This window comes from Gottfriedia sp. S16(2024) (assembly GCF_050473765.1).
Lineage (GTDB): Bacteria > Bacillota > Bacilli > Bacillales > Bacillaceae_G > Gottfriedia.
In genome coordinates this window covers 1944899-1958554 of sequence record NZ_JBFLUO010000001.1, presented here as the reverse complement: position 1 = coordinate 1958554, position 13656 = coordinate 1944899, and the positions used below count along the sequence as shown (strand labels likewise).

Annotated in this window: 5 protein-coding genes; 1 reads left to right on the top strand and 4 read right to left on the bottom strand. The window is 35.3% G+C overall.

Going from position 1 to position 13656, the window contains the following annotated elements; translation table 11 throughout:
* Window position 1: 1 nt before the first annotated feature.
* From AB1282_RS09220 to AB1282_RS09210, 3 genes are all read right to left on the bottom strand, one after another.
* Window positions 2-1606 carry an OPT/YSL family transporter gene (locus tag AB1282_RS09220; RefSeq protein ID WP_429898933.1) on the bottom strand — a complete coding sequence of 535 codons (1605 nt, stop codon included), beginning with the start codon at window positions 1604-1606 and terminating at the stop codon, window positions 2-4.
* A 465-nt stretch (window positions 1607-2071) separates the two neighbouring features.
* Window positions 2072-2851 carry an IclR family transcriptional regulator gene (locus AB1282_RS09215; protein WP_429898932.1) on the bottom strand — a complete coding sequence of 260 codons (780 nt, stop codon included), beginning with the start codon at window positions 2849-2851 and terminating at the stop codon, window positions 2072-2074.
* 600 nt (window positions 2852-3451) lie between these two features.
* Window positions 3452-7606 carry a S8 family serine peptidase gene (locus AB1282_RS09210; RefSeq protein WP_429898931.1) on the bottom strand — a complete coding sequence of 1385 codons (4155 nt, stop codon included), beginning with the start codon at window positions 7604-7606 and terminating at the stop codon, window positions 3452-3454.
* A gap of 769 nt (window positions 7607-8375) precedes the next feature.
* Between AB1282_RS09210 and AB1282_RS09205 the strand changes: the two genes are divergently transcribed.
* Window positions 8376-9089: a DUF421 domain-containing protein gene (locus tag AB1282_RS09205; protein ID WP_429898930.1), complete on the top strand. Its 714-nt coding sequence runs from the start codon at window positions 8376-8378 to the stop codon at window positions 9087-9089.
* A gap of 63 nt (window positions 9090-9152) precedes the next feature.
* Here AB1282_RS09205 and AB1282_RS09200 read toward each other — a convergent pair whose 3' ends face one another.
* A complete protein-coding gene (locus AB1282_RS09200) occupies window positions 9153-13403 on the bottom strand; it encodes a S8 family serine peptidase (RefSeq protein WP_429898929.1) in 4251 nt (1416 codons plus the stop codon).
* Window positions 13404-13656: the final 253 nt, after the last annotated feature.

Sequence of the window (13656 nt, the reverse complement as noted above, 5' to 3'; positions counted from 1 at the left end):
CTCACTTTTTAATTTTAAACATAGAATTAAAGAAACTATACAGTGCGTCACCCGCAATAAAGCCCGCGGCTAAAATACTCATTGGCGCTTCTGCTTCTTTCCCTTTTACCTTTAATACAACAATTCGAATTAAAATCCCTAACAGGACAGCCCAACACGCATTTGGACTTAAAATAAGTAGTCCGGTTGCAAATAAAACACCCAACTGTCGTCCAGGACCACCAATTAATTGAAGAATCGCACCTGGAATCGCCCAAAGTAAAAGTTGTTTTGCTACCTCAGGAGATGCGCCTGCTTTAATTGTTGAAACATACACGGCATCAATTGGAGGCACTAAATTTTGAGCGAAATACCCTTTATAAGTGAAAAGTACTGTTAAAAGAGCAACCCCAAATGAAATCATCCCAGTAATATATTGTTGCTTTCTTCCTTGTAATTCATATTCTCTGTCTTCACCATTACCTCGAAGAATGTAACCAGTTTTCAAATCATATCCCATATCGGCGAAGGCCGGGCCAGTAGCAGCGCTGAACCCAGCTAACAGTGCAAGTGCCACAGGTGGAAATCCGATTAACATTCCAAATAGAAGCGTAATAAATGCAACTGCGAAGGCCGGAAACCAACCAGAATGCATAGCTGCAATCCCAACAATTAACTCATGTACAAATGCTGCAAAAGCTGCAAATAACATAAAACCAAGCAACATCCCTATGGACATTTTCGTAATAAGTCCACCAGTAAGTGCAATCAGAAGGGCTATAATGAGATATGCAATAAACCCATAGCCTAATGCGCGTCTCGCTTCCTTAATCGGTCTAGTTAAAGTATCCTCAACTGATTTCTCTGCTTTACTAGTCTGGAAATTCTCATTACTTTTCTTCTGTTTCCCAAAAATCAGCAATGAAACTTGGAATAAGGCTACAATTCCAGCTCCGATCATGAATCCATGAGCAATGTAATGTTGATTAATATCGAAATCAAACCAAGGAATCGAATATTGGCGAATCATTAAACCAATCCCAAACATCGACAGCGCCCATATATTACCGATAAATGCTGTACCGAATGCAGACATCGAAATACCGAAATAAGACCCAATTAATCCAATCCCTGTACCAACCCCTAAAAGTGCAGCACGTTTTCCTCCCTTATCTCCAGCTAAAATTGACTGAGCAGTTGCTACACCAGGTGCCCATGTTTCAGAAGCTGGAAATAGCCTAGAATCGAAAATTTTATAAAGTATAGCAGCATCAACAAACATCGCTAACGCAGCACCAATCAACATTGGAACAATTAATTTTGAGTTCCCCATAACGAATGGAATTCCTATTGGTATTAACAAACTGTTAGCTGCTCCAAACGTCGCAGAAGAAATTGAAGTTTGAACTAAATTCTGTCGATGAATCGATTTGTATTTTTTAAACATTGCTCCTGGAATTCTAGCTACCAACATGGCAACAAGTGCACCAACAATTGATGTACTAGGTGTTACTCCAAGCGTTGTAATGATTTGCATTCCAATGATTGCTCCGATAATACTCGTTACAATATTAAAGAAAAGTGCAAAGGGTTCAAAAATACTTGGATGCTTCTTTTTGTCGTTCATAAAAAATCCCCCCATTTAAATTCTCCAAAGTTATCCAATAAAAACTCTCTCTATAAGTTACTAAATGTTATGCCCACTTTTAGATGGTTTTCAGTTTTGGTACAGCTCAAATATCCCCCCATTTATCTCCATCGCTTTTTGTTGTTTCTATATTAGAAACACTGTTTCTTTTTATAAACTAATTATATATAATAATCTAAAAATTTTCAATATTAATATTCTTCCAGACTCTGGTAACGAAAAATGAATGCTCGCTATCCAACATGCTTGCAAATAATTTTTTTTTGAGCAAACAACATGACTTTATTGGTTTAAGGTTCATCACTTAGTCATAAAAAAAAATGCACCACGAATGTTAGATGTACTAACATTCGTGGTGCATTTCAGCGTTATCTATATAAATATACGAATTCATACTAAATTAACTCTGCCATATTTAGAAAAAAGTTAATTCAATAATATAATTCATCTTGATATGTAACTATTTTGAGTTCCCATATTATATTGAGAGAAGTAGCTTTGGATTTTCTTCGCGGCTTTTTGGAGCTTCGGTAATACTTCAGGAACAATTGATTCAGGCATTCGATATTCTGGTCCCCCTATTGTTAATGAAGCAATGATTTCATTATTACTGTTAAATAATGGGACAGCTAAAGCAAATATAGATTCAGAATATTCGCCGATTGAGTAGCACCAACCTTTTGCTCGAATTACTTCTAAATCAGCCATCAATTTTTCAGGTTCTAGAATTGTCTTACTTGTAAATGCCTGTAACCCTTTATTAATAATCTCTGCTCTTTTTTCTTCTGGGAGATAGGCCATCATAACTTTACTAGACGCCCCTGCGTATAGGACGGTTCGCGTTCCAATCGAAACAGCAAATTTAATTCTTTTTTCAGTTTCAGCAATTTCTACTGTGACACCCTCTGCTCCATCTAGCCACGTTAAAAAAGTAGACTCTTCTGTTTCCTCTGAAAGCTCTTTCATAATTGGATAGACGTAATCTGAAAGATTCATTTTTTCTTGAACAATATGACCATATTCCAGAAAACGAATTCCAAGTTCATATTTCTTTGTTTCTGAGTTCTGAGATAAAAAACCATGACTCTCAAACGTAGATAAGATTCTATAAACGACTGAATGGTTCATATTCATTTCCTTAGATAACTCTCGAACACCCCAAGAAGGATTTTGCTTTGTAAAACATTTCAATAGCTCTAATGAATTGTCTAACGTTTTTAGCATTTTGTCGCACCTCTATGTCTCTCTATAAGAACCGGAGTTTCTTTTTTATTCTATTATAACTTTTAATTGTGGAAGAATAAAACAAAAAAATGATAAGCTGTCATGAGTATCGGTTTCATTTTCTTCACGATTTGTCTATCAGAAAGAGATCCAGTATGACGACATTCTACTTTTATACTTTGGTAGCCTTATAATGTGCCTAAACATTTTTTAAGACTACCTAAATCTTATAATGTTCTCTGTCTACGGTTTGTTAAGAGGAAAATAACTGAATAAATTTCAACACATTAATTTATGATCATTAGAATTAAAATAATTGAAGTTAAAAATAAAAACACTAGTAATAAAGGATAAACGAACAAATGCACTTTCATATCCTCCAATCGACTATATTTATCAAATGTACTATCTATTATCTAATTATATTTTTGTAAAAATTTTCCTCTTTTTTATCTTATTTTTTTTGTAACCATATGTACAAGTAAAAAACTAGTATTATTTATTAACAAATTTTGAATCTGCTATAGATATAGAAAGACTCCGGTTCACAACCGGAGCCAATAAAACTAAGAAATATTTTTAAATGATTCGTCTTTTACATTAGTTAATTCCAAGTTCTTTCTTAATGCTCTCTAAAGTAGCAGATTTGTATTTCTTCTTAGGTGCTGGTGAATTTGCGATTGAAGTATTTTGCATTAAATAGTTTTTCTCTACAAATGCAAAGTCTTTCGCATCAACTACGCCATCAAAATTAATATCCGCAGCACGTTTATTCGTTCCCCAATAAGTTTGAATATAAATCGCATCCATTACGTCGATGACATTATCGCCATTTACATCACCCGCATTGTTTTTGTCAATCTCAACTAACTTTTGAGCCCCTGCAAGTTCACCATCGAAGTTTCTTGCTAATTTTGTTGATACTTTACTTGCTAGATGTCCTGGCACCTTCACATAGATATCATAGTCTTTATCTGAAAAAGGCAGGTTATTAAATGTAAAGTAAGAACTTTTTGTAATACTACTTACATCATAAGTTTTACCATTTGCATCCTGTGCATAAACGATTGCTCCAAGCTTAGAGTAGTCTACCGCAGAATTTATTTGTCCATTTTTCATAAAAGCTTCAGGTGCCATAACTCCGCTTACCGTCGATTGTTTCGGTAATACATAAAATGGTTTATCTTTATATACTTTAATTAAGTTAGTAGTAGTTGCATCTGCTGTTTTTTTATATTTAAACGATGATACATCAAATCCATATCCTTCTTGTAAATATAGATTATCTTTTGTCAATTTAAGTGTAACATCTAAGAAAGGTAAGTCTTTATCAATTGTTAAACTTCCTTGATCAATAGAAGCTCCTACTTTTACAGAACCTGTACTCAAAACTGGTGCTGTTAAGTTAACTTTTGCCCCTTTTTCCTCAGCATATTTTTTAAATGCATCATTGATTTTTACGCTTTGGACTGAATAATTGTTATTAGAAAAAGGCAAAGTGAACTCTCCAGAAGCTAGCTGCTTAATATTGTTTAAGTTCAATGTCATTGTAATTTCGTCACTCAGTTTAATCTTGTCTTTGTTATAAGTTGGAACTGCGTATTCTGTTCCTGCTTTAATAAACTGGTAACGCTTAATGCCTTTTGGATATGATTCTGCTGCTGTTCCGTTATCAAAAGCAAATAAATTCGAATCTACAAAACCTACTCCGTCAACCTCAGTCTTAGTTACTGGGAATCTAAAGCTACCATCCGGATCAATTGAAAGTAGACGATAATTATATACGCTATATTCAAAATTTAGTGCACCATTAATCGATTGATCAACATTTAAACCTTTCTGTTTCAGTCGATCAACACCTGAATCAAATATGTTACCATGAATCCAGATTGCTGGTCCATTATATCCAGGTTCTGTCGTATACATTGAATCGTTCACTTCATAAATACCTGGCTTCATATCTACTTCTAATTTCGGTGGAGTATTGTCAATTGTAAAGTTAGAATCCATGCTGTATGATTTTCCTTGGTCATCATGTGTAACCATTTCAAGAGTATAATCTCCTTCAGGCAGCCTTACCTTTTGATCGGAAATAGGTCGTTTTTTATCATTTGTAAATGGATAAATTACACCAGTAACTAAAGCTTCTGAGTAATAATCCTTACCTGTCAATAAATTACTTGCAGCAAAAGTTCCTACAAGTCCAATTGGTTCTCCTGTATTTCCATCCTTCACTAACACATCGATCGTTGTTGCTGGGCTTGACAGTTTAAAGTACACATTTTCATATAGTTGTGCCATAGGATGTATATTTTCCGGGTTATCCGACATCATTGGCCTACTCACGTGCATATAATCAAACCCTTTGCTATTTTTTATATTAATTGCAAATGGGATTTGATAATTTTCTTCTTTATTGTTTGAATTGACAAAATAAATATATCCTTCATATCTTCCTGTTACTGCTTGTTTTGGTACATTAATTGTTGGATTAATTTCTACAGATTTTCCTGCATCTACAGATATAGTACTTGGTACATTTACTGTTATACCATTTTTTGCGCCATCTTGAACTTCACCTTTAGCTGGTAATAGCTTAACACTTATATCGAATTTCTTCAGATCTTGCTTATTACGATTTTCAACCACTACTTTTCGACTGTCTTGAATATTCTTAGCGTCTACTAAATAGTGAGTACCAAAAGTAATTGATCCGGTTTCTTCATCGATATCGACTAAATTGCCATCTACTTCATTCTTCGTTTTGTCCATAACTTTCAGTAAAGTATCAGAATGAACTGCCTCATACACATCAATTCTCCCTGCTCCTACTTCATTAACAGAATAATCGCCGTTCATTTTATCAGCTGTATTCATTAATGCCTCTTTTACTTCAAATGGTGTATAATCAGGGTGCGCTTGCAAGATTAATGCTGCAGATCCAGTAACATGAGGTGTAGCCATTGATGTTCCTGAAAGACGACCATATGCCATATCGTAATTCGTATCGTCGTTCTTGTTATTCATATAGATAGGAAGAGTAGAGAATATTGATACACCAGGTCCTACAACATCTGGTTTGATATCATCATTCCCTTCAGCAGGTCCCCTTGAACTAAAATCTGCTAAGTGATCTCCTTCTGTTTTCAGACTTCCTAATGATTGGAATGTAATTTCTTTTTGTCCTTTTAAACGTTCACCGTCAGCTTTAGAGATACGGAACGAAGGGATATAATTTGTTCCTTCACCAATAAATGCATCTATATTGCCATCAACATTGTTATACACAATTGCTGCTTTCGCTCCGGCTGCCTTTGCATTTTGGACTTTTTCATCAAAAGTATACGTTCCACGTTGAATCAACGCTACTTTACCAGCTACATCTTTATTCGTATAATCAGCTTTTGTTCCTAAACCTACATCAACTAACTGTAAAGTCGTATTCTGAAGGTCTTCTAATTTATCTGAATAATTTTGTGCTAAAAGTTGCATATTTGTGAAGTTTTGGTCACCAACACTTGCATTGTATGTTGGAATCGTTTGCGATACATCACTCGCTCCAACCGTTACCGCTAAGGCAGCTGCACCTGGAGATCCAAGAGTTTTTTCATCAGGACCTGCATTACCTGCTGCAACACAAGCAACAGTACCTGAAAGCATTGCATTGTTAATCGCAATCGATGTTGCTTCAAGTGGATCGTTAACGCTAGATCCTAAAGATAAGTTGATAACATCCATTCCATCTTTTACAGCCTTATCAATACCAGCCATAACCGCATCGTTTGATCCACTACCATATGGACCTAATACTCGGTATACATAAAGATCAACGTCTGGAGCTACACCCATAACAGCTGACGGCGAGTTGTTTTTCTTTTGTGCCCCAATTGATCCAGATACATGTGTTCCGTGCTCTGTATAATACGTTGAACCATTTGCATCCGTTTCTGCCTGTCCAGAAGTTTTCCAATCTTTATACGTTGTCTCCATCGGATCCGAATCATTATCAACGAAATCGTATCCACCTTTAAAAATTCCTTTTAAATCAGGATGATTATAGTCAATACCTGTATCAATAACCCCTACTTTGACGCCTTTACCAGTAATATTTTCATCATGAAGCTTGTCCGCACCGATTTGTGGAAGGCTATCATCTACTTTTGTTGGAGTAGACGTTTGCATTTCATCAGCCACTTTTGGCTCATCAAGCTTCACTTGACCATCTTTCCAAACTCGTTTGACAACTCCAGTGCTTAGTAATTGTTGAACTGTTGTTCCTGGCAAAGTCATTGCTACACCATTAAATGCATCGTTGTATTCTCTTGTAATTTTAGCATCTTTCATTTTATCTGCTTTTCGTTCATTCTGACTCTTTACTTTATTCCATTCTTGTTTAAATTTAGTATGATCGCTACTTTGTTGTGTTTTTGCGGTAGAAAGAGATAGCCGTCTTCCTTTCACTGCCTGTTTTAATACCTCTACCTTTGCAGGTGCTTCGTTAAATTCAACAATTACATTGACCAATTCAGAAGTTTTTTGGTTTATATCCGGCGAAATAACGAATCCTGGTGATGCATCAAGTTGTTTCAGTGCCATTCTTTGTTCATCTGTTAAACTTGCTAACATCTTCTCTACACTATTCGAATTATTCTGACTTTTCTCTTCAGCATTCGCCTTATAGTGAATGCCGGTAGAAAATAACATACTAGTAATGACCGTGCCCGTTAAAACACGTTTAAGATTTCCTTTTTTCATAACTTTCCCCCTGAACGTTAAAATGATTAAAGCTATCAAAAATGAATGGGTACCCTAACTTTGGTCAATATCAGATGAAATTTAAATACTATTAATCAAGTCATTTGTAGCAATCTGATTTAGTTCCGCTAATGTGTTCTGGTGTAACTTAATCTAAGTACAGCATTATCCTTTGAACGACTTTCTGTTCTTGTTCCATTCGGTACTTGTCCAAAAGACCTTAGAACAGAAAGAATATGTACTGTAAAACTCCTCCTATTTAACACAATGTCAAACGATCATCATTTTTTTCATCTTCCTAAAGTTAAAGACAACTTAATAAATTTCTCCCCCCCATAATCGACTTCCCATCCTAAATTGATTATATGGAAAGTTGATTAATTTGATATTTCCAAAAATTCTGTCATTTTATCTATATTTATCGACAATAGTTAACAAATAATTTCAATTTTTAAATCTAATCTAGTTTTTATTATTCAATTTAATTACTTGATTAACTTTTAATGTTGTATTTTAAGAGATTGTCATTTTGAATGGTTATATATTGGTCAATTATTTTAGATTACTTTTTACAGGATTAACTTCTCTTTTCTTAAATTAGAAAAGATCAGGATATTTCTGTTTTTCTCTTTCATCGAATTTTCCTAACTAGAAAAAACTCTAACCCATTAAGAAATTTCTTCATAACTTTTTATAAGAATTTACTTTTACGTATTTTCTATATCGTTTATGTAAAAAAATAGTAAGAAAAAAGATAAAGGTGAGGGTAATGGTTGGAACTTTAGAAGTCATCATACGAACTTTTTCAGCATTTGTTTTACTAGTTTGTATTACTCATTTACTTGGAAAACAAACGATTTCAAAAATGACTTATCATGATTATATTACTTCAATTACATTAGGATCTATTGCAGGCAATTTAACTTTTAATACTTCTATAAGATTTAGTAACTATCTTACTGCATTAATAATTTTCAGTGCATTTTTATTCCTTGCTACCTTAGTTTCTTTAAAAAATAGAAATGCCAGAGCATTATTTAATGGAGAACCTACGGTAGTTATACAAGATGGAAAAATACTTGAAAAAAACTTGGAAAAGTTAAGAGTTACAATGGATTCACTAAATCAAGCACTAAGGAGAAGAGATATATTTGATATTGATGAGGTAGAGTACGCTATTTTTGAACCTGACGGACATCTATCTATATTAAAGAAACCATCACATCGATTTGTAACTAAAGAAGATTTGGGGATTATTAGTCCTTCACATTCAGACTTCCCTATTGAAATCATTATGGATGGTGAACTGATTAATAAAAACATTACTCAAAATCATTTAACTACTGATTGGTTAAATACTGAATTAGAGCAACGAGGTTTGATTTTAGCTGATGTTTCATATTGTGTTCGTGGTACAAATGGTCAATTGTATTTTGATTTGTACAAAGATCGGATTCATTCACCTGTTGATATAGAAGAATAAATAAAAAAATCGGTAACCTCTTTAGAGATTACCGATTTTCTTGTCATCTTTTAAATTTTTAAATTACTCTAGACCAAGTGCCTGTAAAACATCATCTAATGTTTTACCTTTATATTTCTTAACTGCCTTAGGAGAATTTTCATTCCATGGATTTTGCATCATGTAGTTATTAATTACATATTGCATATCTTTTGCATCAACAACACCATCATAGTTAATGTCAGCATCACGTTTATTTGTTCCCCAATATGTTTGGATGTATAACGCATCATTTACATCAATAACATTATCTTTATTCACATCTCCGCCAGGAACATATTCATAATTAACTGGTTTCGATCCAGCTGTCACTTTTCCATCCTCTTTATAGCCTACTGTAAAATCTTTCGTAAATGTAAAGTGCCCTGGCACATCAATTTTTTGTGTAAATGTGTCATCAGTTAATGGTAATCTCGTTCTGAACGCAGATTGTGCTGTGTCAGCATATCCTAGCTGATCCGTCACACCATATTCTTTACCTTTTGAATCTGTTACGCTAATTTTTGTACCAGCTTTAGTATAGTCAAGTTGTTTCATTTCAGGTTCTAAACCATTAAATTTCATTAATCCTTCTGCCTGAACTGCACCTCTCATCAGTGAGTATGTCGGTGTCACATAGAAATATGGTTGAATCCCTTGTGTCGTTACTGTACTATTGTCTACGTTTGTATAAACGGCGCTAAAGAATCTAGTACCAGATGGATTGTAAAATGACATTGGAGCTTTGTTGTAAAGATCTTTTGCCTTGAATGTTACATCCACTAACGATGCGTCTCCAGTAATACCGGTATTCGCAAGATCCCCGGTCGCAGTAGCAGTAATCGTCATTAAGTTTCTTCCGCCACCTTGATCAACATTCGTATATTGAACATCTATCTTACCTTTGTATGCCGCATTCGGTTGAACTTTTGTTGCATCAATGTATTGATTTGGATAAGTAAAGCTGAACGTTGCTTTCTTTACGTTTGTTTTCACATTTTTTGATGAGAACGTTACAGTCGTAGAATCGCCCATGTTTACTCGTTGTTTATCAGCAATTGCCGTTGTATAAGCCGTTCCTTTTCTTACAAAATAAGCATCTATCACACTATCATAATTTCGAACAGTTGCTTTGCTATAATCTGTGAAGTCATACTCTGTAATGGCATTCACAATTGGACCAGATGTACTTAAAGGAATTTCTGAGTTGAAATTTCCTTGTGCATCTAGTGGGATGCTCTTTTCTGCTGAATTAAGAGGATTATAATACGTAAAAGTATTATCGCCTTGAGAAGCAGTAATACTTGCTGCCTTCATCTCATCGATGTCTTTATCAAATACATTTCCTGATACAGTCACTTTTGTGTCAGTTGGATTAGCTGTTTCGTAAATGCCTCCAGCTTTCACGTTATTCATCGTAACTTTAGGCTCTTTCACTCCATAGTATACTGGTGTATCGGCTGTGAAATTCTCGCCTTTATCATTCGTTCCTACCATTCGTATTGTATATAATCCTGGATCCGTTTCTTTATAATCAAACGCAATTGGATTGTCTGGATTTCCAGTTAATGGATAATATTGGCCTTGGTTTAAAACACCTCTGTAATAATAATCCTTATTCTCATCTGCTGCTATTCCATCGGCTGAGCCTAAGAATCCGATTTCTTTGTCTGTTTTTGGATCCACAAGGAAGAATTCAAAATAACGCATATGTGAATTTAATTTAAAGTCTACGCCTAATGACCATCTAGTGTAATTACTTCCTGATTCGTAAGGTATTGTATAAGCTCCTGAAGGATTAGCTGTTAAATACTCAATACCCTCTTTTACTGTATGAATCGCAAATGGAACTTTATATGTTTCATTCGGGTTGTTTTGATTTGTATAAACAATATATCCTTCATATGTTCCTAGTTTTGCAGATTTCGGAACGTTGATTGTTGCATCCATATTTGCACTGCTGTATTTTTTGACTTTTACAGATGATTTCACATCTAATGTAACGCCATTAGCTGCTGCATCTTGGCTCACCCTAGAATCATCTGTAGAACGTGCATCTAACGTCTGGAACTGAACCTTTACGTCATATGTCTTATCGACAGAAGATTTATTAAATAAAGTCATTGAACGTGAATCTGTCAGATTTTTCCCTGCAGGGGCTTGTTCACCAAAACTAACTGCACCAGTAATGTTTTTAATTTGTTTAATGCCCTTATCTGCTAAAGTTTCCCCACCATAATTTGTTGAATTATCTTTAACTGTTGAAGTTTTATCTTTTACTTGAATTTCCGTTTGTGCATGAACAGCATTGTATGGGTCTACACGTCCAGCCCCAACTTCATAAACACTATATTTATCAGATAGTGGATCTGCTGTGTTCATCAGCGTTGCTTTAACATCTGCAGGCGTCATGTCATGATGCGCTTGCTTGATTAGAGCTGCTACCCCTGCAACGTTAGGCGTTGCCATTGATGTTCCAGATAAGCGGTCATAAGCATAATTATAGTTTCCGATTTGATCTGCCCCATGCATGTAAGAAGGTACAGTTGAGAAAACAGATACACCAGGTGCTGTTACTTCAGGTTTAATATCATATAAAACGCGAGATGGACCACGTGAACTGAATGACGCTAATTTATCACCTGTTGTGACTACTTGCTTCATATTACTAAATGTAAAGTCCATAGAAGCACCAGCAGTTTTCAATCCTCCTATTTGGGCAGCTAAAGCAGCTCCTTGTGCGTTACTAATTAAAAATGACGGAATATATCCGTACCCTGCTCCAAGGTACACATCACCGTTAGGAACAGGTGTGTCGTATAATACAGCACCGATTGCTCCATGTGCTTTAGCTGTACTGATAAGTTGGCTTAAAGAAGCACTACCTCGTTGCGCTAATACAACTTTTCCCTTTGCATCAACACCCGCATACGAAGCTTCAGTGCCATATAATACATTGACTAATTGCACTGTTTTCCCTTCAAAATCCGCTACGTTATCCGTTAAACCTTGAGCTGTTAGTTTTAAATCTGCCGTAACATCACCCGTAGGCGCTTTTAATGTTCCTGTATAAGTCGGAATGTTCACAGAAGTATCGCTTGCCCCAACTGTAATCGCTAAAGGCGAGTTACCTGGAGCACCTAACGTATACATACTACTTCCTGAATTTCCTGCAGCAACAACTGCTGTCACACCTGCAAGAACAGCATTGTTAACGGCAATCGTTGTAGGATACAATGGATCATTGTAATCTGCACCAAGAGACATATTAATAACGTCCATTCCATCAGATACTGCTTTATCCAGTCCTGCTAAGATTGCAGACATTGAACCAGACCCGTATGCTCCTAGAACACGATAAGAATAAATATCAGCATCCGGTGCAACGCCTGTTACTGAAAGATCGCCTTTATTTTTCCCTTGTCCAGCAATGATACCCGCAACATGTGTCCCGTGTTCAGTATAATATGCTTCTCCACTTGATGCTAATTCAGGCTGACCAGACTTCTGCCAATCTGCATATGTTGTTTCCATTGGATCATTGTCATTATCAACGAAATCGTAACCACCTTTAAACGCATCTTTTAAATCAGGGTGGTTATAATCAATACCAGTATCAAGAATACCAACTTTTACGCCTTTTCCTGTATAGCCTTCTTCATGAAGTTTTTCGATACCTGGGAAAGTAACAGATGTATGAGTTGCAGCCTGCGTTCCTGATGTTGAAGATTCACTAATCGACGGTGGCTCTACATGAACTTGTAAATCACTATAAACAGATTGTACTGCTCCCGATTTAAGAAGTGATTTTATTTTGTTAGCTGGAATTGTCATTGCAACCCCATTAAATGCTTTCTTATATGAGCGTTTAATGGTATATGGATTTTTATTTGCCTTTAATTCACTACTGAAAATAGTTTTTAAATCTTTTTGGAATGTTTCATGTGAATCGTCCACTTTTGCTTGCGCATCCGCTGCTGAAAGCGTATCACCATTTGATGCTGCTTCTATAACCGCAGTCTGCTGAGGCTTGTCCTTAAACTCGACAATGACAGATGTAGGCTTGTCACTTGTTTGATCAACATCCGAAGATAATTGAAGACCCTCTTTGTCAGTTAATTTCAATTGCTTAATTGCCTGAAGCTGCTGTGGCGTAAGTTTTGCTAGTACTTGATCAATCTTAGAAGTCGACTGAGCATGAACATTGTGTGAAAATGAAACCGGTGAAAGCGCAGTGCTAATAAGACCTGTTGTTAATGCTAGAGTAGTAACATTTCTTACCATTTTCTTTTTCATTTAATAACCCTCTTTCTATCTTTCTATCTTTCTATCTATCTTTCCTTTGATAGATTCATTATACGGAGAGTTGCCACAATCGACATTTTGCAAAATTCATTCAATTCTACTTTTTTTTACAAAAATCTTCTGTTTTTTTGCTCAGCATTGACTTTTTTGTAAAAATTTAGAAAAAAATCTATTATATCCCATATACTTTAGTTTTCTTTTTAACAAATTGTTGAGATTAGTACTCATATATAGATTCTGATTT

Coding starts and splice junctions, on each gene's coding strand:
- AB1282_RS09220 (WP_429898933.1), bottom strand. CDS start 1,606: ATGAACGACAAAAAGAAGCATCCAAGTATTTTTGAACCCTTTGCACTT.
- AB1282_RS09215 (WP_429898932.1), bottom strand. CDS start 2,851: ATGCTAAAAACGTTAGACAATTCATTAGAGCTATTGAAATGTTTTACA.
- AB1282_RS09210 (WP_429898931.1), bottom strand. CDS start 7,606: ATGAAAAAAGGAAATCTTAAACGTGTTTTAACGGGCACGGTCATTACT.
- AB1282_RS09205 (WP_429898930.1), top strand. CDS start 8,376: ATGGTTGGAACTTTAGAAGTCATCATACGAACTTTTTCAGCATTTGTT.
- AB1282_RS09200 (WP_429898929.1), bottom strand. CDS start 13,403: ATGAAAAAGAAAATGGTAAGAAATGTTACTACTCTAGCATTAACAACA.